This is a genomic window from uncultured Methanospirillum sp., assembly GCF_963668415.2.
Taxonomy (GTDB): Archaea; Halobacteriota; Methanomicrobia; order Methanomicrobiales; family Methanospirillaceae; genus Methanospirillum.
Genome location: NZ_CAXXDL010000001.1, coordinates 3,362,992 through 3,383,671, shown reverse-complemented (window position 1 = coordinate 3,383,671; position 20,680 = coordinate 3,362,992). Strand labels below are relative to the sequence as shown.

At 41.8% G+C, this 20,680-nt stretch carries 28 protein-coding genes; 11 read left to right on the top strand and 17 right to left on the bottom strand.

Going from position 1 to position 20,680, the window contains the following annotated elements; translation table 11 throughout:
• Nucleotides 1-33 precede the first annotated feature (33 nt).
• The gene (locus tag ACHZA2_RS15975; protein ID WP_319580521.1) at nt 34-189 is read left to right on the top strand and encodes a hypothetical protein; all 156 of its coding nucleotides are present in this window, start codon (nt 34-36) and stop codon (nt 187-189) included.
• A gap of 5 nt (nt 190-194) precedes the next feature.
• Here the strand turns inward: ACHZA2_RS15975 and ACHZA2_RS15970 are convergent, their stop codons facing one another.
• Complete coding sequence (locus tag ACHZA2_RS15970) at nt 195-1,325, bottom strand: sialidase family protein (protein WP_319580520.1); 1,131 nt, start codon at nt 1,323-1,325, stop codon at nt 195-197.
• 147 nt (nt 1,326-1,472) lie between these two features.
• Here ACHZA2_RS15970 and ACHZA2_RS15965 point away from each other — a divergent pair, with 147 nt between their 5' ends.
• On the top strand, nt 1,473-1,742 hold the full coding sequence (locus ACHZA2_RS15965) for a HEPN domain-containing protein (protein WP_394698606.1): 270 nt from the start codon (nt 1,473-1,475) through the stop codon (nt 1,740-1,742).
• A complete protein-coding gene (locus tag ACHZA2_RS15960) occupies nt 1,718-2,050 on the top strand; it encodes a nucleotidyltransferase domain-containing protein (RefSeq protein WP_319580519.1) in 333 nt (110 codons plus the stop codon). Before ACHZA2_RS15965 ends, ACHZA2_RS15960 begins: the two co-directional genes overlap by 25 nt.
• 591 nt (nt 2,051-2,641) lie before the next feature.
• Here the strand turns inward: ACHZA2_RS15960 and ACHZA2_RS15955 are convergent.
• On the bottom strand, nt 2,642-2,785 hold the full coding sequence (locus ACHZA2_RS15955) for a hypothetical protein (protein ID WP_319580518.1): 144 nt from the start codon (nt 2,783-2,785) through the stop codon (nt 2,642-2,644).
• Between the two features lie 1,530 nt (nt 2,786-4,315).
• Here ACHZA2_RS15955 and ACHZA2_RS15950 point away from each other — a divergent pair.
• The gene (locus tag ACHZA2_RS15950) at nt 4,316-5,782 is read left to right on the top strand and encodes an IS701 family transposase (RefSeq protein WP_319580977.1); all 1,467 of its coding nucleotides are present in this window, start codon (nt 4,316-4,318) and stop codon (nt 5,780-5,782) included.
• A 366-nt stretch (nt 5,783-6,148) separates the two neighbouring features.
• On the opposite strand, the gene ACHZA2_RS15945 is transcribed toward ACHZA2_RS15950, so the two are convergent.
• The 5 genes from ACHZA2_RS15945 to ACHZA2_RS15925 all read right to left on the bottom strand — a co-directional run bounded on the left by ACHZA2_RS15945 (nt 6,149) and on the right by ACHZA2_RS15925 (nt 8,213).
• Nucleotides 6,149-6,442 carry a hypothetical protein gene (locus ACHZA2_RS15945; protein ID WP_319580517.1) on the bottom strand — a complete coding sequence of 98 codons (294 nt, stop codon included), beginning with the start codon at nt 6,440-6,442 and terminating at the stop codon, nt 6,149-6,151.
• Nucleotides 6,443-6,521: 79 nt separating this feature from the next.
• Nucleotides 6,522-6,746, bottom strand: a complete 225-nt coding sequence (locus tag ACHZA2_RS15940; protein WP_319580516.1) for a hypothetical protein — start codon at nt 6,744-6,746, stop codon at nt 6,522-6,524.
• A gap of 240 nt (nt 6,747-6,986) precedes the next feature.
• Nucleotides 6,987-7,178 carry a hypothetical protein gene (locus ACHZA2_RS15935; protein ID WP_319580515.1) on the bottom strand — a complete coding sequence of 64 codons (192 nt, stop codon included), beginning with the start codon at nt 7,176-7,178 and terminating at the stop codon, nt 6,987-6,989.
• A 41-nt stretch (nt 7,179-7,219) separates the two neighbouring features.
• Nucleotides 7,220-7,423 (bottom strand): hypothetical protein, encoded by a 204-nt coding sequence (locus tag ACHZA2_RS15930; protein ID WP_319580514.1) that lies wholly within the window; start codon nt 7,421-7,423, stop codon nt 7,220-7,222.
• Nucleotides 7,424-7,784: 361 nt separating this feature from the next.
• A complete protein-coding gene (locus ACHZA2_RS15925; RefSeq protein WP_319580513.1) occupies nt 7,785-8,213 on the bottom strand; it encodes a hypothetical protein in 429 nt (142 codons plus the stop codon).
• A 164-nt stretch (nt 8,214-8,377) separates the two neighbouring features.
• Between ACHZA2_RS15925 and ACHZA2_RS15920 the strand changes: the two genes are divergently transcribed.
• Nucleotides 8,378-8,767: a hypothetical protein gene (locus ACHZA2_RS15920; protein ID WP_319580512.1), complete on the top strand. Its 390-nt coding sequence runs from the start codon at nt 8,378-8,380 to the stop codon at nt 8,765-8,767.
• Complete coding sequence (locus ACHZA2_RS15915) at nt 8,764-9,129, top strand: hypothetical protein (protein ID WP_319580511.1); 366 nt, start codon at nt 8,764-8,766, stop codon at nt 9,127-9,129. The genes ACHZA2_RS15920 and ACHZA2_RS15915 overlap by 4 nt, the downstream gene beginning before the upstream one ends.
• An 80-nt stretch (nt 9,130-9,209) precedes the next feature.
• Here the strand turns inward: ACHZA2_RS15915 and ACHZA2_RS15910 are convergent, their stop codons facing one another.
• From ACHZA2_RS15910 to ACHZA2_RS15895, 4 genes are all read right to left on the bottom strand, one after another.
• A complete protein-coding gene (locus tag ACHZA2_RS15910; RefSeq protein WP_319580510.1) occupies nt 9,210-9,401 on the bottom strand; it encodes a hypothetical protein in 192 nt (63 codons plus the stop codon).
• A gap of 127 nt (nt 9,402-9,528) precedes the next feature.
• On the bottom strand, nt 9,529-9,816 hold the full coding sequence (locus ACHZA2_RS15905) for a hypothetical protein (protein ID WP_319580509.1): 288 nt from the start codon (nt 9,814-9,816) through the stop codon (nt 9,529-9,531).
• On the bottom strand, nt 9,813-9,977 hold the full coding sequence (locus ACHZA2_RS15900) for a hypothetical protein (RefSeq protein ID WP_319580508.1): 165 nt from the start codon (nt 9,975-9,977) through the stop codon (nt 9,813-9,815). Before ACHZA2_RS15900 ends, ACHZA2_RS15905 begins: the two co-directional genes overlap by 4 nt.
• Nucleotides 9,978-10,154, bottom strand: coding sequence for a hypothetical protein (locus ACHZA2_RS15895; RefSeq protein WP_319580507.1), 177 nt, complete (start codon nt 10,152-10,154; stop codon nt 9,978-9,980).
• A gap of 563 nt (nt 10,155-10,717) precedes the next feature.
• On the opposite strand from ACHZA2_RS15895, the gene ACHZA2_RS15890 reads away from it, so the two are divergent.
• Together ACHZA2_RS15890 and ACHZA2_RS15885 are read left to right on the top strand one after the other, a co-directional pair.
• On the top strand, nt 10,718-11,260 hold the full coding sequence (locus ACHZA2_RS15890) for an OsmC family protein (protein WP_319580506.1): 543 nt from the start codon (nt 10,718-10,720) through the stop codon (nt 11,258-11,260).
• A gap of 162 nt (nt 11,261-11,422) precedes the next feature.
• Nucleotides 11,423-11,854 carry an OsmC family protein gene (locus ACHZA2_RS15885; RefSeq protein WP_319580505.1) on the top strand — a complete coding sequence of 144 codons (432 nt, stop codon included), beginning with the start codon at nt 11,423-11,425 and terminating at the stop codon, nt 11,852-11,854.
• Between the two features lies 1 nt (nt 11,855).
• Here the strand turns inward: ACHZA2_RS15885 and ACHZA2_RS15880 are convergent, their stop codons facing one another.
• The gene (locus ACHZA2_RS15880) at nt 11,856-12,317 is read right to left on the bottom strand and encodes a winged helix-turn-helix domain-containing protein (protein WP_319537914.1); all 462 of its coding nucleotides are present in this window, start codon (nt 12,315-12,317) and stop codon (nt 11,856-11,858) included.
• A gap of 196 nt (nt 12,318-12,513) precedes the next feature.
• Between ACHZA2_RS15880 and ACHZA2_RS15875 the strand changes: the two genes are divergently transcribed.
• The 3 genes from ACHZA2_RS15875 (at nt 12,514) to ACHZA2_RS15865 (ending at nt 15,701) form a co-directional block, all read left to right on the top strand.
• Nucleotides 12,514-13,155: a DUF1847 domain-containing protein gene (locus ACHZA2_RS15875; protein ID WP_319537915.1), complete on the top strand. Its 642-nt coding sequence runs from the start codon at nt 12,514-12,516 to the stop codon at nt 13,153-13,155.
• A gap of 40 nt (nt 13,156-13,195) precedes the next feature.
• Entirely contained in the window at nt 13,196-13,828 is a 633-nt protein-coding gene (locus ACHZA2_RS15870; RefSeq protein WP_319537916.1) for a class I SAM-dependent methyltransferase, read from the top strand.
• Nucleotides 13,829-14,543: 715 nt separating this feature from the next.
• On the top strand, nt 14,544-15,701 hold the full coding sequence (locus tag ACHZA2_RS15865) for an aldo/keto reductase (RefSeq protein WP_319580504.1): 1,158 nt from the start codon (nt 14,544-14,546) through the stop codon (nt 15,699-15,701).
• Nucleotides 15,702-15,841: 140 nt separating this feature from the next.
• Here the strand turns inward: ACHZA2_RS15865 and ACHZA2_RS15860 are convergent, their stop codons facing one another.
• The 5 genes from ACHZA2_RS15860 to ACHZA2_RS15840 form a co-directional block, all read right to left on the bottom strand.
• On the bottom strand, nt 15,842-16,549 hold the full coding sequence (locus tag ACHZA2_RS15860; RefSeq protein ID WP_319580503.1) for a hypothetical protein: 708 nt from the start codon (nt 16,547-16,549) through the stop codon (nt 15,842-15,844).
• Between the two features lie 760 nt (nt 16,550-17,309).
• Nucleotides 17,310-17,732, bottom strand: coding sequence for a hypothetical protein (locus tag ACHZA2_RS15855; protein ID WP_319580502.1), 423 nt, complete (start codon nt 17,730-17,732; stop codon nt 17,310-17,312).
• A 161-nt stretch (nt 17,733-17,893) separates the two neighbouring features.
• Nucleotides 17,894-18,907: a putative sulfate exporter family transporter gene (locus ACHZA2_RS15850; protein ID WP_319580501.1), complete on the bottom strand. Its 1,014-nt coding sequence runs from the start codon at nt 18,905-18,907 to the stop codon at nt 17,894-17,896.
• Between the two features lie 61 nt (nt 18,908-18,968).
• Nucleotides 18,969-20,279, bottom strand: a complete 1,311-nt coding sequence (locus tag ACHZA2_RS15845; RefSeq protein WP_319580500.1) for a SpoIIE family protein phosphatase — start codon at nt 20,277-20,279, stop codon at nt 18,969-18,971.
• 38 nt (nt 20,280-20,317) lie between these two features.
• On the bottom strand, nt 20,318-20,656 hold the full coding sequence (locus ACHZA2_RS15840; protein ID WP_319537922.1) for an STAS domain-containing protein: 339 nt from the start codon (nt 20,654-20,656) through the stop codon (nt 20,318-20,320).
• Between the last annotated feature and the right edge of the window lie 24 nt (nt 20,657-20,680).

Here is a 20,680-nt window from a genome sequence, read left to right as displayed (position 1 = left end):
TTAAAGAAGTTGCGAAGATCTGCGGAATGTCGGATGGATCTCTTCTCCGGTGAGAACCAGCGGGTATCTGGAACGTCAGGTTCTGCGTTCCCGTTGGATCCCGTAGTGGTTCCAGGGTATCACCGGGTAGTGGACAAGATCATTCATACCAGGGAGGTTAAGTTCCAGGCGATGTTAATGACGGAATAAAATAGTTATAGTTGAAGTTTCCAAATATCATTTTTATGTTCTGGTTCATTGTAGATAGGATTTTTACCCTTCGCGTATGTACCACTTAATTCAATAATAGAATTATCTGGCAGATACAAACATTGATAGGAACTTCTAGGATACCATTCTGGTTTTCCGGATATTTGTTTCCAATTCAAGCAATTATCTTTTGATTCATAAACTTCTGCCCTAATCTGATAATATGATCCTTTGTGGTTTGATACAGTTTGATATGAAAACGAATCAGTATCCTTTATTCTATTCCAATTCACTCCATTTTTAGACTCCCAAATATCATTAATTCCAAGATTTGAATTAAAACCTCCAATTAATAAATATTGCCCATCTTGTGTATTGAATAAAACAGGATCAGATCTAGGCGACCATTCAGCAAATGAAGTTAAAAGGGACCAATGTGTCCCTTTATCTTTAGATATCCAAACGTCATTAAGATAATTTTCTCCATCATATCCACCAATCAATATTAAATAATTATCAGGAGTAAGCAAAACACTGGTATCCACTCTTGGAGACCATTCTGAAATATTTGTTGCTTTTTCCCAATTTGCTCCATAATCTGATGATTTCCAAACATCATTCAAATAAGTTTGATTGTTATTAGATACATCTAATCCACCTAATAACAAAATACTATTATCTGCTAAAGAAACTAAAGAAAAACTAACTCGTAAGGACCAAGATGCATTAGGTGTCATAATTGCCCATGTCTTTCCTCTATCATGAGAGCACCAGACATCCTTACTATATGATAAATCTCCAGATTTTCCCCCAACTACGACTATACTTCCGTCAGGTGTAACGACGGATTTAAATTCACTTTTAACTCCCCATCCAGTATCCGATGTTAGCCTAGTCCAAGGGATATTTTGTATTGGTTCTGGTGTATATGGATGAAACGTAACATTAGATGTATTATATTTAGTTTGATCAGATGATTGTAATGGAGCAATATAAGTAAAAATTGCAGATAATGCAGATATTAGCATAATATACTGAAAGACTCTATCTAACCTTTTAGAATCTGTATAAACAATCGATAAAATTAAAAAAATTATACTAATAACTGCAAATACAAAAAAGGGTATATTCTCCACATTATTTACATTTTACATATTCCCTAATTTAATTATTCATTTGTTCTCCGCTTCCTATTTCCCGTTTATTTCTTCTTCCCCTCAATTCGCATCCAACATGACGATGGAGGGAAATATCCTAAAGCTGTATTCTGTTGTCATCTGGCTGTGGAAAAAGGTTTGAAAGCTCTATATATTCATCATTTCAACAATCAACCTCCTCGGACACATAACCTTGATTTTCTCATTCAGGCTATACCCGGTGGAGTCCCGGAGCAATTCGAAGACTTGATGGATCTTCTTAAAGATATAAGTGAAAAGGTCAGATATCCCCCGGTACTCGATCTCCTCCTTCACGAGATCACTGCAGATGTGGCAAAGAGAATAATCGAGGACACAGGAGAATTTCTAACATGGATACGCGAGTTACATCTTTGATAGATGACCTCTTGAGTGAAACTAGAAAACTAGGGATAGAAACAACAACACTGGTGCTATTTGGATCGCAATCTGATGGAACTGCGATTGATGGAAGCGATGTAGACATTGCACTCATATCTCCGTCATTTGAAAACCTTAATTCACTCCAACGACGAAAACGGATTAAACCTGCCTTGTACAAAATCATTGAACGATACCAAATTCCGGTTGATCTGATTCTGCTCACTCCCGAAGAATACACCAATGAGAATTCGATTCGAATGTCTTTCATCCGGAATGGAGTGAGTATTCCTATCCCGGCATAAATTCAGAACCTTGATTTAATATCCAGCACCGAAGGGACCTTTTGTAGAGTAAATTTCCAGATTAACTGCATATTTTAAATCTCAAGCATTTTCTCAAACGAATTATATGAATCAGGTAGAATCATTCTTGGTCTTTCTATTACAAAACGACCCAATTCTCGGAATAATGGAATTAGAATAACGAATTTCAGATATAAATTATTCGATGTTGCCTGAAATAATTGATCCAGAAAAGTATCATTCTCTAGAGCAGTATTTTGTTTTTTTTCTAAAACCTCTTCAGTACCTTTGTATAATTCTTACAGGAGTTAATAAGCCTATCATTATATTTGTTTAGTTCATATAATTTGAAATCCAATTCAGATACGTTTTTTACTGTCCCAAGTGTTTTAAGTATTCGAACATCGCCCCGTTAGATCCCTTGGCTCCCGGTACGGTGACAAGATCCACAGAGATGACATCACCGATCTTCTCGATGATTGTCCCAGCCCCACCGACAGCCTCATCCTGCTTTGCTTTACCAAGAACGTAGTGACTAACTACGATTACTGGGGCAGCCTTCTTCAGTAACACAGCATAGTTCGGTAGGGCTTAGGCTTCCTGGTAAAGTCCCGGCCCGTATGGCCCGTCATCTTTCCAGACAACAGATTCATTGACAAAATAGGATGCAAGTTGGTTTAGATCCAGTTCAGGCCGCTCTTTGATCTCTGACCTGGTTGGGTGATTGATGAACATCTGGGTGACTATCTATAATTCAGAACAGATCGGAGAGGACTATCTTCGAGTAATACCCCGATGAGCCCTAGCCTTCGGCGATGATTTTTACCGGAAAGGTCCCGTCCGGTCGAAACGCCGCTTCTGATTGGGGTATGACATCACCCGTTAGATCCTGATATGATCAGGGATTCTGCCATATCATGCAAGAGCATGAAAAAAATGGAAGAGATAAAGGGCGGGAAGTTTCTTTATCGAAAGTGACAATAGGTCCAGAGACTATTCATTAAATATGGCATTTGATACCATGTCAGATACGACCTTCATTTGTCCTCAATGTAAACTAACCGCACGGATTCGTGTCAGAATTGATGACTGGAATCACGTTGAGATAGATGGTTTAGACGAGAAAACAGTAAGTGTTTGTGGTCATATTAATCCATCTGCGACCTGTAAATTATGCAATGTTGATATGGAGATATTAGAGCATCATGATACACCTGTCTATTATCAAACAACAAATGATCAATAGGATACATACTTTGGATTCCTCTACACAGTGACTTGTCCTCTTTCTGATTATAATATAAACACCGGTTCGTTGATAAACTCATACCACCCATTTTCTCTCTATTCGGGACTGATAATTACCCTAGTAGGCAGGATGCCTGAAATATATCATATACCCATATGGAAGGGAATAATAATTTAGAGTAATGTCCTAATCCAAGAGTATGATAATAAAATGGAAGAGATAAAGGGTGGGAGAATTTAGATCCCTATGCAATCATCCAGATACTTTTTTATTTGTAAGGATTGAATTCATTTTATGAAACGATACATACAACCAAGAGCAATAGATATCCGTTTTACAATGACTCCGATCTGTCATTGTTCTAATGGAGATTCAACATACAATGATTCATCAACATGTAATAATGGATCTGGTCCAACATTTTGTGTTCATGGAACCTACTAACCCCTTTTTTTAATTATCATTGATACTTTGGATTCCTCCTATCCGCAACCGAATTTCCTTTCCGAGTCACAACCCACCGGTCAGCAGGTAACAGGATCTTTCCTTTCTACTTCACATCCTGCTCTGACAATTACACCTACAGGCAGGGTGACCCGGGGGATACTGGTATCCGGATGGAAACACAGCTTTGTTGTCTATCCACGGCTGATGGATTGTTCCGGCATAAGTCAGATACCTTATCATCTTCCATAGTGGGCCATTTCTTTTCAATGTTCCATCCCCGTGATTCAAGATTGTCTCTTACTCCTGTCTTCAAAGTCTCATATCCATCCCAAATCTCCATTACTGCCACAAGATCAACACGATTCCGGATATGGGCCTGTGGTGCTGCAATAGCAAAATCAGAGAACTTATCTTTTATCTCCTTTGCAATCTGCTGATAGGACTTGTATTTCGTTGTTCCATCCGGTTGAAGTTCGCCTTTGAAACCCTCGGCAATGATATCATGTATCTGTGTTCGGCTTGAGTTGGTAAAACCTGATTGTCGTGAACCGTTTGATCGAAATATATAAATATCACATATATTTCGTTGTGTTGATTTTTACAGCAGAAGAGGTAGTCTCACTGCAAAGGAAATTGAATCGTGTATCGCCAATCCAAAATCCTTTTTAGAGAAATTTGGATATGCTCCACTATTCACAAACAGGATTAAGAGTGTATTTCACCATGCGGTAAGTTATATTTCCGGTCTCTTGACTCTGCCACGTGGCTCAAATATGAGTAAGATAGCAGAGAATATTCCCGAAAGCGGAACTTGTCGCGATCTTAGCCATTTTATCTCCTCTTCTCCATGGTCCTCCGAAGATGTGATGAAATTGACACGAACAAATGTCATTCACCATTTAGGTCCAAATGGAGCCGTAATTTTTGATGAGACTGGTCAACAGAAGTATGGACCTGATTCAGTTGGAACATCACATCAATATCTGGGCACTCTTGGACACACATGTACTGCCCAAGTGGGGGTATTTGCGTCTTATTGTGTAGATAATGTCTCAACTTTGATTGATTATCGGTTATTTTTGCCCGACTCATGGGTTCAAAATCACCAAAAAAGCCTGAAAGTAGAAATTCCTCTTGACCGAATTGAACACAAAACAAAGCCTGAACTAGCTTTAGAGATGTTAGACTCTTTCATCTCTGAAGAAATTCCATTTTTTTACGTACAGGCGGATGGTTTGTATGGCAATGATTCAAAGTTCATTTCAGGCTTATATCAGAGAAAAGTCTCATTTATCTGTGATATTCCAAGCGATACACTTGTTTACATCACCGAACCCGTACTAATAATTCCTGAACGACAAGGAAACAGAGGTCGCTTTCCTTCAAAGCCAAAGGTACTGAATACTTTTCTAGTTCAAGTGAGGTGGTTAGCTGAAATTCAACAATATTGGGACTCGGTACCTATCAGATTTACCGATCGAGGAATTAAAACAGTATATTGTGCAGTAATTACCGTTTGGAGACGCCAGGATGGATTACCCTATGATATCCCTGTCAAATTAGTCATGATTCGTGATCCTGAAGAGAATATGGTCCGGTTTGCATTCACAAATATGCTCAATGCAGTTACATCAGACTTGGCAAAATGCCAGGCGAACCGCTACTGGATTGAACGAAATTTTGAAGATGCAAAGGGTTTGTGTGATTTAGATAGTTTTCGAGGAAGAAGTTGGATTGCATGGCATCACCACATTGTGCTATCAGCCATATCCTTATTCATGCTTTTGAAGATTCAACATGATTTTTTAAAAAAATCAATTTTCCTCTCTTTAAACCAAGTAGTGGCAATAATTAGGCATAAAAATCCATTGAGAAAATTATCAGATCAGGAATTGGCGGATTCGATCAATTATGTCAACGATATTAGAGCGAAAATGTGGGTCGGAAATTTGAAACGGTTCATGAAACAGATATTTCATAATTCTGTGGAGTGGGTGCAAAAATTAATTGATACACGTTCAAATTTGATAATTTAGTCAATATTTAAGGGGATTTTGCATGAGGATACCGTAAGGTATCGCTCGAAGGTTAAATTTTTTCATAATAATGTTCGAACCCAAGTAAAAAATGGCAGATTCAGACAAGAATTTTGGGAACCAAATTTGTTGGTACCGAACTTTAGGAAATGTTGCAGAAGAAGTTGATCTATTTCATATGGAAATTTACGCGCTAGTTTTTGATTTTACCAACTCAAGTTCGGGTGTCTCTTTGATTTGAGAGATCCTCTCCCCGGCATGAGCTTCAATCTGGTTGTATGTATCCTGGTCAAACTCATCAAATGAGATATTGAATGGGTTTGTTACTCGTGGCCTTTTAGCCTCCTGGATATTTGAAATGGACAATTATCTTTCAAGTGTCCGGATGCCGAAATATGTCGCCCGGCTTTTGTGCTTGATGATGAGATAACGGAATATCAAATAGGTTTCAAGCTGGGTTGTATCCCAGGCATGTGAGAAAGAGGAAAGATTAAATGTTTCAGGGAGATGCTTGAGCAGGACATTACCCTGATGTTTGAAAAATTTGGAGACATCCTTCCCCATTGCCTTTTCTAGATAGATGACCTGTTTCTCTCCTTCCTTGATTGCTTTCAACCGGAGGTATTCAGCAGTGGCTTCAAGAAATGGAATCAGAAGCATTCATGGCCACCTGCATCTGATTCAGGGTTGCTGCGATAGCCCGATCTAGAGATTCGAATTGATTGTCGTCCTTGTTTTTTTAGTCATTATTCGAATCACTGTCTTGTGCCTTATCATCCTGTTGCCAGGGCACACCTGTAGGTGTACCGGCACATTGCATGATCAACTCATCGTTTGGAAATAACTTCTGTAGAAGGTCGTCTGCATCATCTGCTTTCAGGATCCGGAGCAGCAGCCGGGTTATGGTCTTCAGGTCAAGAGTTCCAGCGAGGGATTGACCATTCAGGGTTGCGGTATCGATCACAGCCTGGATCTGTTCAAGGATATCATGCTCAACGATGTCCGGGAATGAGATTGTGACCTTTTTGGAGAGTTCTGTAGTGTTCCCGTTTTCGTCCTCTCCTTTAAGAACGACACCTTCCTCTCCGTATTCATCTTCTTCTTTGGTTCCATCGATGAGATCTTTTTTAACAAGAGCGGATTGACTGATTACATATTGACAGATTTTTTGGAATATATCGGCCCAAAGTCCCTGCCTATCCTTTTATTGAAGTTCCGATGGATGTTCCAGGGTCTTTGATGTTGCGAGGTTTGATGTAGATGGATCCACAGCCAGGAGATGTTCTGGAGTCCCGGTGGAAGAACCAACCATGAGCATATAACGACATGAATCATCGATATTTGTAGTCGCTCCGGAGAACTTGTACGGCTGCATAGTTGTGTTCTGGTTACCCACAAAGACACCCGGAGCTTATCCTTCAACGTTAGGGTCTGGGTTCAGCATCTGTTCCAGGCTGGCAGAGAACTGGTTGACTGTGGCCTGCCCTTGATTGTGGCGTTCCATGCAAACCGGGAGTAGGCCTTTACGAGTCTCATCCAGTCTTCCAGGAATTCTTTGTAACCTTTCGACCAGTCGATAGCCGTGTATACTTCAGAAACTCCCCAGAGCATATCATTGAGGCAGTTGACCTTAACATGCATGACCGAGATATCCCAATTAATTGGGTAGTTCTTATATCGAACCGGTTTGATTGAAGGGTTATATCTTCAGTCCGAGTACAATTCTGTTTTGATGACCGGCCCCTCTTCCCATTGTTCAGTATATCTCCGAAGATAGAACCAAGGCTCCTGTTTGTCCTGTGGATTTGTGATGATCTCCCGGATCTCTGAGAAGGAAAAGGTTCTGATGATCACTCGTCCGGTTATGGTGTTTGTAAAAAAGGAAAAGAACAAGTTCCCATTTAACCGGAGTTCTCTTTCCAGGTTTTCTAATCCCTGGTGATCCAGAACCGGGGAATTCTTTGGATCCTGATAAGCTGAAGAAATTGGTCATCGGTCAAAGTCACCCCCAGGTTGTGATCGACTGCACCGGGAGATGAGAGCGATGAGAAGGGCTGATCAAAGTCTTCAGCCTCTCCCGGATCTCCTTAGCCAGGGCGGCTATCTCCTTTCCGTCCTGGTATGGTTGCTTAAGTTTCGTTTCCAGCAGGGCCATGAGTGAGGAAGTCAGCCGGATCCGGAAGGCATTGACATCCAGGGTTTGAGCCATGGAGGTAACGACCAGGGTTTCATTCCGGTCGATGATGTTCTGAACGATTTCTTCCCGGACGTTCTCGTCTGATTCAAAATAGCGGAAGACCATCGACTTGGATATTTTTGCTCCGGCCGTCTCAGAAAGTGTCTCAGCTATCTCAGCATACGATTTGCCGGAGTTTTTGAGATCGTATGCTAATGATTCTAAATTATGTTTCTCGATTGCATTAATGGCCATTAGTGCGTTCTGGATCGTCTCAGATTTTATGGTATTGTATCGACGATGGTATGGTATCGCTATTGTTAGGGGTGAAACCCCTGTGATCAGTGAGTAAGAAAAGCGAGAGATTTAAATGGCGGGGAAACTCACCCTCTGTGATCGTAATGATCCCAATATCTGATATGAAGAAGGTATCTAATTCACGATTTGAAGAATCGAAAATCCTTAATAAATGTCATAGATATGATGGAGCAGTGTATCTATGTGGATATTCGATTGAAATTGCATTAAAAGTAAAAATTTGTGAAAACTATTCGACAGATTTTCCTGAATCCAAAAGGGAATTTTGTTCTTTTTGTTCGCAATCAGGCTTTGAATTAAAAACACACAAATTAGATACTTTACTGAAAAATTCAAATTGTGCTGAATTAATAAAACTGGATTATACTGCTGAATGGTCTGTGATTGCTTCTTGGGATCCTGAAGTTAGATATAGAAAAATTGGATCTGCAAAAAAGAATGATGCGCAAAATATGATAGATTCTGTTCAAAAAATTCGAGGAATATTATGACCGAATTAGAGGAGAAATTTAAAAAGATAATAAATACAATTTCTCAAGAAAAAGGAAATATTAAATTTTTTGCAATAGCTCGGAGAAGTGATTCTGAAGGGTTTTTTGATATCTTAATTAGTGCGGACTGGATAAGACAAGATGATTTTGAAATCTTAAAATATATTGTAAAAATTATAAAATCATTACTCAATAAAGAAGAGATTATAGATATTTCTCGAGTAATCTTATTGAATTCCGATGATCCAATATTAAAGCAATTGAGGCCCGCAATAACTGTTGAACTCGGTGGAATTGTACATTTGGATAATTGTGTTGTGAATAATTTGGCAATAGAAGAATTGACAATATTTGTTAGTTAAAATTTCACCAATTAATATTAGCATTTTTTTCCAAAGATATCTCAATAAAATCAGAAAGGGTATACTTTGAGGACTTTTTATTAATGAATCTTATAGTTATTGAGTAATAATAGTGAGAGAGGTTTAAATGGTAGGTAGTACATCATCAATCTGGATAATCTCCACTTCCCCATGTTTACATGACTTGCATAGAAAGGCATTGCCTGCCTTAATATATCCAGCATCTTCCTCACCACATCTTTTACATTTTGTCTTAATTTTTCCAAATCCATGACAAAAGTGGCATCTTTTCGTAAATTCGTTTCCAGGTATAGGATTTATTTTCCCAGACCCTTTACATGTAGGACAAGTAATATCCACAAATTGAAATCAGGTACGCACTATAAGAAAGTATGTATTTCATTCCTGCAGTTTCCTCTGACTCCCGGAACTTGGATCAGTTGATGCCAGGGCAACAGTCTTCCGATCCTCTCCCGGACCGAAGACACACAAGGCCGGAATATTCCTCCCATCATAAATCCGGACAACTGACAGAATGACCTGATCACCTTCTATCTCATCCAATGCTTCCCGGAGCAGGGCTTTATCGAATCGGCCGATCAGTTGCACTCCCAGGAGATCTTTGAACTGCACCACTGCCATTACTTTACGTTGGATCCAACTCTGGATCATCATAGTTCCACTCATTTGAAAAACACCTCATAAATCCCGAACAATACCCCGGCAAGACCTACCAGATATGCTATTGCTTCTTTCCATCCGATCCCCCGATCTCGTGCCTTCTCCAGTGAATTGATGGATGCGTATATCCCTTCCAATTGAGCCTGCATCTTCTCGATCTCTTTCATTCATGGAGAATCCTTTTCAACATCCCGGAGACGCAATTCATGGTTATCGATACACTTCCGGATCTCTTTGTTTGAGAGTTCGAGGATAGTTGTTAGAGTGGTTGTTTGTATTGTAAGTGAGTGTACCTGTTTGACCAGATCCTCCATAGCCCTGGTGATCTGTTCGATGTTATCCATGCCGTTTTCTCTTCTAAATTGGCCATATTAATGTAGGGGAATCCCCCACTGCTGCAGGCATGATTGGGGATCGTATGTCCTCTCTGGGTGAATAGTTTGGAACTTGACGCATTCCCTTCAGCCGTGAATACTCATCTGGTGCTGGAGACGTCTGCAATAAACTTCTTCGAAAAGAAGGCCGTCACGTGAGATATGAGCACAGGTCTGACGGAATTTGATGGAAACAAGGTTCTCAATCACTGCCGGTTCGAATACCCAGACATTTGCTGCTGTGCCCCCCTTCCCTTGTGTTTTTCCTCTGTTGATAATGAATCCAATACTTGAGGATAGCGATTAACCCTAGATCGTGATAATTTTTTGAGATCTTTTTCATAAGGCTGATTTTTTTTGGAGAATGATATTATCAAAACCCAAAGTAGTAAAACTCTTTAATTTCATTTCCGTATCATCGGATCTATCCCTCACCTAAAGTAATAAAAAACCGTGAATCACTCTTTTCAAAAACCTTTGAAAACCAACTTTCAGAATAAATAACTTCGACATCGACAATTGGAGCATATCCTATGGCAAATTCTTCCGGGCCCAATGAGTATGCCAGAGGATGGAACGGAGAAGTTACTATGAGTAGTGTAAAAAATTCAGAGCCTCATACCTGTGCTCCACCCGTCGGACTACCACCGATGGAGATTCATGCAACCTGGGATAAGGAAGCAGGAACACTTGTTGCAACAACACGTGCAAACTGCAATATTGCCATGGCAGCAACCGATGAACTCATGAGTACAGGAAAAATTCCTGGACCCATGGATACATTCATTTCTGCACTTGCTGGTTGCCTGGTTCATGAGATCATCGACGTCATGATCAACACCGACAAAATTGATGTAAAGGACATTAATGTATCAGTACATGGAGTTCGCAGACCAACACCTCCTACCCTGTTTGATACGCTTCATGTAACCCTGACATTAACCGGAAAAATCGACAATGATTATGCTGAAAAGGTCATCCGTGACATAATGACCCGAAAATGTCCAGTCGCAGCGACATTTGGGAGAGCATCATACCTTACCTGGGAGCATATCATACTCACTTCAAGAATATGATCAACCCAGACCATCTCCCCCTCATTATCGCTTAGAGAGAACAGAGATAATCGAACCCACTTCAGACAAACCTGTGGATTAGTATCTATCCTCCATGAGGACGAAGGATTAATCAGATACTCCATAATGTTTGATAATTAAACCATTTACAAACGAGAGATCATGACAGGAAGTACTTGGACATTTGTCAAGGCATCATGGAAAGGGGGGTCAGAATTTGTTGTTGAGAACCGTAATGGAAACCGTCTTACCCTTGTTGCCAAAATCCCGGAAGGAGAAACTCCGCGTCATTTCACAATGGTAGATGCCTTTATTTCCTCTCTTGCCTGCTGCACCGGAACCAACGTTCTCTTTCTGTTAGATGCCCAGGGGATAGTGCCCCGTTCATTTACCATGAAAGCAGAATGTGTCTTTCGACATGATGAACCCCGGGCATTTGAAACAATTCATCTCATCTTCCTAGTTAGTGCAGACACAGATTATGAGGTGCTGCACAATGCAATCCTCCGGTCGGTGACTGCAATCTGCCCAATAGCAGTGACTCTTGGAAGATCTGTTGAGATCACCTGGGAACTTCAGATGACAAAAAAGTAATTCAGGGAATGAGTACTTGCCGCAGACACCGGATGAGTGGGGCACTGCGTTCACCGGTTAAACGATACGTTTTATGCCGCGAACGGTAGTAAGATTCCAGAAAACCCGCTTTTTTTAGAACCCCTAAATTATATGAGAGAAGATTCTGGGGTTCCTTAAGGACATACATCAGTTCATACACAGAATGATCCTTCTTTTCCAAAAGAAACAGGATCTTGACCCGAAGTGGGTTTGCAACGATCTTCATAAGCTCGGCTGCGTCATCGAAAACCGGAGAGTTGATCTCATGCACTTCCCGTTCGAGATCATTTCGCCATGCATTCTCAAGATCACTATCGGCAGGACAACAACCGGAAAAACCCATGATAGGAGTATCAATTAATGTTGTAATAACTTTTGTGTCAGTTGTTATACAGAACTCACGTCTGGGATCTCTATGCTCATAAACACTGAGATGAGGCATTTTAAATCGCACAGGTCTCATTTTCAAACAATGTTGAAAACCAACCCGGAGTATATACCGTGTATTTTCAGAGATTTATAGTGTAATCTTTGCCAGTAAAACTACAACCACGGTGAAATTGCCAGAGATAACTGGAGAAGTGATAGTATGATCATTTTGTGCAATAATTGCAAAATACCTTCAATCAGGTGAGAAAATGCCTGAACAGCATCAGGATTGCAGCAACTGTCACATACAAGCATGTTATAGTCAGACACCAGACAATGGCCCGCAGTTCTGTCCAACAAAGACAAAGCAGTCGTCCATCAGAGCCGCCCTCGACCTTTACAAATCTGATCCTGACATTAAAAAGATGGCAATTACTGCAGCTAGGACAGAAGGTAGGAGTTACATGAAATGGACCCGGGTTGAAGACACCATTGACTTTGCCCGTGAGATGGGTTATAGAAAAATAGGTATCGCAACATGCCTTGGATTGATGGAAGAAGATCGAATTCTTCAAAAAATCCTTATGGTCCATGGATTTAACGTGGTTTCTGTATGCTGCAAATGCGGAGCAATACCCAAAGAAGAGATAGGTCTTTTGGATAACGAAAAAGCAAAACCTGGGACATTCGAGCCTATCTGTAATCCGGTTGCCCAGGCAAAAATACTCGAGGAGGCAGGAACTGATCTGAATATCCTGCTCGGACTCTGTGTCGGGCATGATACTCTCTTCACCAAGTATTCAAGGGCACCGGTAACAACACTTGTAGCAAAAGATCGAATAACGTGTCATAATCCAAATGCCGTCCTTCATGGAACGGGTTTTTATTATATGAGATTGCTTCAGCCATGAAAAAGAAAAGGATAACCTGACCCTAAAAAATGATGTTATTATGAACGATAAGAAGAGAGACTTTGATTCAGAAGCCATGACCTGGGATAAAGAACCTGGTCGGGTGAAATTGGCAAACGATGGTGCAATAGTTATCAGGGAGATGATTTCGCTGCTACCTGATATGGATGTTATGGACTTTGGATGTGGAACTGGTCTGTTAACACTACAAATCCAACCACTAGTTAGAAGCATTACGGGGATTGACAGTTCACAGGGAATGCTCAATGTCCTTGATATGAAAATACAAAACCAGAGTATCACAAATGTCAAGTCATATCTCACAGATATTTCCCGAGGGGTTCTGCCATCAGGCGAGTATGATCTTGTTGTAAGTAGTATGACATTTCACCATATCAAAGACATACCATTACTCCTTAACGCAATGGCGGGAGTTACCCGATCATCTGGTCAGATTGTAATAATTGAGCTTGATCCTGATGATGGCAAATTCCATGATTCAAATGAGGGTGTATTTCACTTCGGGTTTGAACGATCTATCATGAAAAAACTCCTGGAAGATGCTGGATATGATTCTATAAGAGAGAAGACCGCTGCAACAATGAAACGAGTATCTCAAACAGGAGAAACACGTGACTTTTCGATTTTTATTATGGCCGGAAGAAAGCCATAGTAAAAAATCCCCCATTATATACACAATATTGAAGATAAACGGTTTATTTGGAAATACTCTATAATTTGTATATAGTTGGGATCCACTTTAGTTTCTGGCGCTTCGCTTCCTCATCCTTCTTTTCAAATCCTCACTTTTCAGATCCATGTTCAACTAATTCTAAATCCCCCCCTTAATTCTCTATTCAGTCGAATACAATAACGGCAGGAGATTCGCATTCGGCAAATTTCACACAAATTTTTAGCAATAAAGACAGATATTCAGAATCCTGTAATTCTGATCGACAATCTCACCTCCTTCACTCCCCCAATCCGGGATAGCCTAAACAACAAACCATGTTTATGTATATTCTTGAGAAATCTGGAGTCACCCCCTGGTATTCTCAAAATCTTTTAAGTATTACTCTGGCCAGGTTATCTACGAGAACACGAGGCTAAAACCATCAGCTCCTTTAAGTAGTTCATCTGATCTCACCATACAATTTCCGGGCTTACATCCCATATAGAATAAGCCATGACGGCTCAAGGACAAACTCTCACCCTAGCCTCATAACAAAAAAAGGGGTAACAAGGAACTCACAAACCTGATCAACGAGTGTAGATAACCCTATTTTCCCAACACTGGAATCGGCAATTCGCTACCCGATTTCCGAGTTTATTCTCACAGATCCCTATTTATCCCCTTAAGATCTTCATACACCGTACAGGGTGACAGGATGCTTTACAGGAAGTTCCCCCGGTGCAGTCACGATCTCTCAATCCTCGGTTTCGGATGTATGCGACTGCCTTTATCAGGTGATAAACAGGCTCAGGGAAACGTCGATGAGCAAAAGGCAATTGATATGATCCGGACCGCTATTGACAGCGGAGTCAATTATATTGATACAGCCTACCCATATCACGATGGTCAAAGTGAGCCGATTGTCGGCAAAGCACTCGCCGAAGGATATCGAGACACGGTTTTCCTGGCAACAAAACTCCCGAGTTGGCTTATCACCACACGGGAGGACATGGACCGGTACCTGAACGAACAGCTTGCCCGACTTGCTACGGATCACATCGATTTTTATCTCCTCCACGGTCTTGGAAGCGAAACATGGGAGAATCTATCCCGACTTGGCGTACTCGAATTCCTTGACACTGCCAGAGCAGATGGCCGGATTCGATACCCTGCATTCTCTTTCCATGACCAGTTCCCGGTCTTCAAGGAGATTGTCGATGCGTATGAGTGGGTGTTTGCCCAGATCCAGTACAACTACATGGACGAAGAGAACCAGGCAGGAACAAAGGGACTCAAACATGCTTCAGAACGGGGACTTGGTATCGTTGTCATGGAACCCCTCCGGGGTGGTCTCCTCTCGGGTGATACCTCCGTGATCCACCCGCATATTCTCGACGCCCCGGTCAGGCGAACTCCATCAGAATGGGGACTCCGCTGGGTCTGGAATCATCCGGAAGTCACGGTTGTGCTCTCCGGCATGTCTTCAATGGAACAGGTAAAAGAAAACATCACCAGTGCAGAACAGGGTCTGCCAGATTCTCTCTCACCAGGTGAACTTGAGGTTGTCGAGAAGATGCGGGCTACATTTGCATCCCGGATAAAAATCCCGTGCACCGGTTGCCGGTATTGCATGCCATGCCCAAATGGCGTCGATATCCCCGAGTGTTTCAATTATTACAATCAGGCGTACACCTACGAAGCAGAGGAGAAAGCAAAAAAGGTGTACCTCTGGGCACTCAACGGTACGTTTTCAGGAGGGATACCGGGGTACGCCTCGTGTTGCATCCAGTGCGGAGAATGCGAGGACAAATGTCCGCAGGGGCTCACCATCCGGGATTATTTACAGGAAGTTGCAGATTACTTCGGGAAATAACCGGAAACCATTTCCCGGTATTTCTAAGATAAATCCTGACGGTTAAAACAGAACTCAAGAATGTACCACATCAACAAAAGGCATACCCGGACCAGATGGACCGGGGTTCATAGTACATAAAAAAGAATTCTCGATAAATTTCAAATCTTTTTTGTCAGATTCAGACAGTATCCATTGACACTGATCTTTTCGTCTGAACAATCTCCCTCAATCATATTCATTCCATCATCAGAAAGCGTAAATGTATCATTCACTGGTGAGGTCCATTTCATCGAGAGGATCTGTCCATCTGTTGAGATAGTCCCATTTACCTGGCCTCCGAACATTGTTGAGGTCAGAGCATGATAATCACCGGTAACAGAAGTGCCATTCTGGTTAAAGGCCATCACGTTTCTTTTACTCTCCCAGGTCCCGGTCCATTCCTGATCGGATACAATTGTTGTTCCGTTTCTGGTTGCGTTGAACGTGTAGGAATAGGGTTCGCTCACATTATCAACAGCATCCACGGTTCCGGCACCATAAAACATCATCTTGTCTTCTGAAAGATTCAGGGTAAGTGTCCCGGTCTCCGTCAAAACACTCTGAAGTGTTCTGCTGTCTTCTGATAGAGTGCCTGTTAACCAGAAGGGATCAGCCAGATCAGGATCACTAACAATGGCTATTCCATTGATGGTAGACCCGTCCTGAGTTAGAGTAACCGTATAATTAGCATCAGTCCACGTTCCTGCCCATGGAGAGGCCTGAAGAGAAGAGGTTACCGTATCATCAGCATATACACAACAACAAAACAAACAGATTATAGCCAATACCATCGTAACCACGAGAAAAATACCCGGATTCATGTTCATAATAGATACAATGGTAGACATAAAGGAATAAATATTCTGATGAATTTCAGAGTGTGAGAGACCATAAATATCGGTTTATCCAGATGAGCAAGGGATACGAGGTAATTCGCTGAAATAAGTAGAATTGGACAGTATGAGAATCTCACCTAACTATTACCACAGGAGTATGGCTCCCAATGATCAAAGATCAGAACCACCATTCATTATTCTGTTTTATATAGAGTAACGGTCTGATCAAGTATTGCAGAGATATATCTCGCCTGAATCACCATCCCGACGATATACTCTGAATTTTCATTGTTTTACGAGCTGACCGGAAACCAGACTAAGAGGGGGTAGTATTCACTCATCATAGACCATACAAATGGTGTATAAAATACCCCCGATATGCCTTTATTTTCAGGAATAAACGAATACTTACTCTACCCAACATCACATCCAAAAATAAGTCTCAAACTATCCGGCATTATGCAAATGGGTCATGTATATCATTTTCTCAAGGGGTCACTATCACCAGGGAGATTGCATATGATAGGAGACTATGGTTCATCATAGATCCCCTTTTATAAATACCCCTATGGAAACAAAATGATCCGCTTAAATTATGGGATTTGAATATGAAAAATTTGATGCCCATTATCTAAACAGGGCAGGAGACACACCCCAGCCCATTCTGGTTTAAGATAAATAGGTGCTTGAAACGGTAAAGACCTGATATCGGGCTTACGTATCACTATTCACAAAATGTGGATTTTATCGATTATCGCCGGATTTCAAACTCTTTACACCTGCCATCCTCTCCGATAGCAACCGACCTGAACCTACAAATATTCTGTTCATTCCACCTGCATGACACAGCACTGCATGTTGTAATTGCAGTATCCATTTTCGTGTCAGATTCCATTCCGTCACCTACCTTCTCAAGCCGCACAATCTTTTCGCATGACGCATCTGATTCTGTCTCCTGGGAACATCGGGAGATATCAATCACACCCTTTCCGAATTCAAAGTGAAGCACCGGATTCTCATTGCTTGAAGAAAACCCGTTAACTGCCTCCTTCAACTTCTTATTGTAACAATCTGGACAATATAACCGGTCAGAGACAGAGATCATCGGTGAATTACCAAAAAGAACACCGCATTTGTCACATTTTCTTTCAGGCTGGCTCTCGCTACCGGTCATTCATATGCACCCCGGACCGTAACACTGAACAAATGATTGGATAATTTTCCAAAGATCGTAGCCCTGAATCCTGGAAACATACATTCTCTCTGCCTTCATCCTTCTTATGTCTCACGATTTGTGTGTCCCGGATTGTAAGAAATAAGAGTCCAGGAGGACATTTACAGATTCCCACACATCCATTGAAGGATAAGACTGCTGGTTGCTACCAGGAACCAGAGGATTCCCCCCAGTGCCACCGGTTTCCATCCCGCCTCCCGGATTGCTGAAAGAGAACTGCTCATCCCAACTGCTGCCATGGCAACAGTTGTTCCAAAGTGTGCCAGAAAGTGAATCGGATCGTTCCAGCCACTGGGAATAACTCCGAGTGACTGAACTGCTGCAGCAACGATGAAGAGGATCAAAAATGGGGGAATCAGTTTGTACCACACAGTAGTGTGACGTTTCTCTAAAGGTATTTGTGAATTCAACGACCATGACCTGAACAGGGCAAGTGGTATGATGGCAAGTGTCCGGGTGAGTTTCACGACAACCGCATATGTTGCAGCAACGGCCCCATACACAGTTGCAGCAGCCACTACGGAAGAGGTATCATTGATTGCAGTTCCGGCCCACATCCCAAATGCTTCCTGTGACAAACCGAGAATATGGCCAATTGCTGGAAAAAGGACTGCCCCAAGAACATTGTACAGAACGATCACAGTTATTGAAACAGCGATAGCAGGGCCAGATGCCCCAATTACCACACTCATGGTAGCAATTGCTGATGCCCCGCATATGGCTGTGCCATACGTGACGAGCGAACGGATCTGTTCCTCAATATTCATGGCACGGCCGATGACAAGACCACCGATCAAACAGATAGCCAGTGTCCCTATCATAATGGGAAGGCCTGATCCACCAATCTGTGCTACCTGAGTTAGTGACATCCCGGCGCCAAGAAGTACTATTGATCCCTGCAAGATCTTTTTCGAAGCAAAGGCGACCCCGTCTGTCCATTCCTGCCGGAGCCCGAATATTTGACCTACAATCAGTCCGATCAGGATCGCAACTACAGGCCCGCCAAGAATTGGAATGATCTGACCCACCCCCCAGGCAATAATACCGATTCCAAGGGGAGGAATGAGACCTATGAGAATTTTTGAATATGACGTATGGAAGATAGAAAATTGCATTCAGTATGTATTGAATCTGAAATGCAACAAACATTCCTGAAACAGCCTGATAATGATTGGACTATAAGCAGGCTGTTTTTTTCACGATTAGGAGACTGATGTCATCAAACTGAGGGGCATCTCCGGCAAATCGGGAGATCTCTGCAAGGATCATATCATTGATATCATGTACTGGTTCTTCACGTGACGATTTCACTACCTGAATCAACCTCTTCTTTCCAAACATCTCTCCATCAGATCGTTTTGCTTCGGTCACTCCGTCAGTATAGCAGACCAGAAGATCCCCATCCTGAAGAGTGATCTCTTTCTCGAAAAAATCCTCCCCATCCATGAAGCCGATGATCGGACCTGTCCGGGATAGTTCAAGAATCTGAGAATCTCTGATAAGAACCGGTGACGGGTGACCGGCATTGACATATGAAATACAACCGCTGCCGGATTTTAGCAGGGCGAAGAAGATCGAGAAGAACATCCCGCTCTCTGCATACCTGACAATAAGGGAGTTGACCTGGCCTAACAGACTGGATGGACTAAAGACCCATCGTGAACATACGCGGACCGCTGTACAGGAAAGACCCATGAATAATGCTGCCGGAACACTCTTCCCTGAAACATCTGCAATAACAAGACCGAGATCTCCATTATCAAACGAGATAAAATCAAAAAAGTCTCCACCAACTTCCCGGGCCGGAGTAGAACTTGCATAGATCTCATAACCCGGCAATGTCGGCATCTCTTTGGGAAGAAATCCTCTCTGGATCTCTGTCGCTGAATTGAGTTCTATCTGCTGACGCTGGAGTTCCTCATGTTCTTTCAATTCGGCAACATACTGTTCATAAATAATCGAAAAGACCGAGATCCCGATCACATAGAGCGGAACCATAAGGATCCACATGGTGGTTACGATGGCAAGAACATCTATACTAGTTCCGGATAACAGAATGATAAGCGTGAGATGAATAATTTCAAGTAATAAGATGAACAGTATGGCCCTGAATGTCCCGATATACTTTTTTTTATTCACCCACCACACAAGGCCTGCCAAAATTCCGGCGATCAATGTCGTGAGAGTGCAGGGGATAACCGTAACACCGCCGAGAGAGAACCTGAATACAGCACCAATTATAGCCGAACTGATCCCGATACCGGGTCCGAACAATAATCCGGCGATAACCGGACCGAGATCACGGACATTTGCTTCAGATCCATAGAGCCAGATGCCACTGATATTTCCATAAATAGAGAATGCACCAAAAACAAGAACCAGGATGACCTTGTCCCTAAAAGATCCATGTCCCGAACTACTCCGCTGAAATACATTTGTCCGAATAAAAAAATATGAAGCCAGAATGATTACGCAGACCAGTTGCACTAATTCAAAAATTATGGAAAAAGGGAGGTCATACATTTTTAATCAGAAAGAGCACGGAGTGCACTATCATCATCAGGGAATATCTGAAATTTTGAAGCCAGTCCGGCAATATCGAAAATTTCATGGACAAAAGGTTGAAGAGAACTGAATGCCATTGAACCGTTATCAGAAGACAGTGCCCGGAATGTTTTGATAAACACTCTCACTCCTGCACTGCTCAAGTATTCCAGTTTGTGCAGATTAAAAATAAAAGATCTGACTCCTGCACCATACTGCTCCTGAACAAAAGTATCAAGTTCAAGATAGTTTGATGCATCAAGCATTCCGGACACTGTCACAATGAGGATTCCATCTCGTTTTTCTTCTCTAATCTCCATGCTCTCTCCTATTATCCGATTAGA

Coding starts and splice junctions, on each gene's coding strand:
- ACHZA2_RS15975 (WP_319580521.1), top strand. CDS start 34: ATGGATCTCTTCTCCGGTGAGAACCAGCGGGTATCTGGAACGTCAGGT.
- ACHZA2_RS15960 (WP_319580519.1), top strand. CDS start 1,718: ATGGATACGCGAGTTACATCTTTGATAGATGACCTCTTGAGTGAAACT.
- ACHZA2_RS15955 (WP_319580518.1), bottom strand. CDS start 2,785: ATGTTCATCAATCACCCAACCAGGTCAGAGATCAAAGAGCGGCCTGAA.
- ACHZA2_RS15945 (WP_319580517.1), bottom strand. CDS start 6,442: ATGCTTCTGATTCCATTTCTTGAAGCCACTGCTGAATACCTCCGGTTG.
- ACHZA2_RS15930 (WP_319580514.1), bottom strand. CDS start 7,423: ATGCATGTTAAGGTCAACTGCCTCAATGATATGCTCTGGGGAGTTTCT.
- ACHZA2_RS15925 (WP_319580513.1), bottom strand. CDS start 8,213: ATGGCCATTAATGCAATCGAGAAACATAATTTAGAATCATTAGCATAC.
- ACHZA2_RS15920 (WP_319580512.1), top strand. CDS start 8,378: ATGAAGAAGGTATCTAATTCACGATTTGAAGAATCGAAAATCCTTAAT.
- ACHZA2_RS15915 (WP_319580511.1), top strand. CDS start 8,764: ATGACCGAATTAGAGGAGAAATTTAAAAAGATAATAAATACAATTTCT.
- ACHZA2_RS15910 (WP_319580510.1), bottom strand. CDS start 9,401: ATGGATTTGGAAAAATTAAGACAAAATGTAAAAGATGTGGTGAGGAAG.
- ACHZA2_RS15905 (WP_319580509.1), bottom strand. CDS start 9,816: ATGAGTGGAACTATGATGATCCAGAGTTGGATCCAACGTAAAGTAATG.
- ACHZA2_RS15900 (WP_319580508.1), bottom strand. CDS start 9,977: ATGAAAGAGATCGAGAAGATGCAGGCTCAATTGGAAGGGATATACGCA.
- ACHZA2_RS15895 (WP_319580507.1), bottom strand. CDS start 10,154: ATGGATAACATCGAACAGATCACCAGGGCTATGGAGGATCTGGTCAAA.
- ACHZA2_RS15890 (WP_319580506.1), top strand. CDS start 10,718: ATGGCAAATTCTTCCGGGCCCAATGAGTATGCCAGAGGATGGAACGGA.
- ACHZA2_RS15885 (WP_319580505.1), top strand. CDS start 11,423: ATGACAGGAAGTACTTGGACATTTGTCAAGGCATCATGGAAAGGGGGG.
- ACHZA2_RS15880 (WP_319537914.1), bottom strand. CDS start 12,317: ATGCCTCATCTCAGTGTTTATGAGCATAGAGATCCCAGACGTGAGTTC.
- ACHZA2_RS15875 (WP_319537915.1), top strand. CDS start 12,514: ATGCCTGAACAGCATCAGGATTGCAGCAACTGTCACATACAAGCATGT.
- ACHZA2_RS15870 (WP_319537916.1), top strand. CDS start 13,196: ATGAACGATAAGAAGAGAGACTTTGATTCAGAAGCCATGACCTGGGAT.
- ACHZA2_RS15865 (WP_319580504.1), top strand. CDS start 14,544: ATGCTTTACAGGAAGTTCCCCCGGTGCAGTCACGATCTCTCAATCCTC.
- ACHZA2_RS15860 (WP_319580503.1), bottom strand. CDS start 16,549: ATGAACATGAATCCGGGTATTTTTCTCGTGGTTACGATGGTATTGGCT.
- ACHZA2_RS15855 (WP_319580502.1), bottom strand. CDS start 17,732: ATGACCGGTAGCGAGAGCCAGCCTGAAAGAAAATGTGACAAATGCGGT.
- ACHZA2_RS15850 (WP_319580501.1), bottom strand. CDS start 18,907: ATGCAATTTTCTATCTTCCATACGTCATATTCAAAAATTCTCATAGGT.
- ACHZA2_RS15840 (WP_319537922.1), bottom strand. CDS start 20,656: ATGGAGATTAGAGAAGAAAAACGAGATGGAATCCTCATTGTGACAGTG.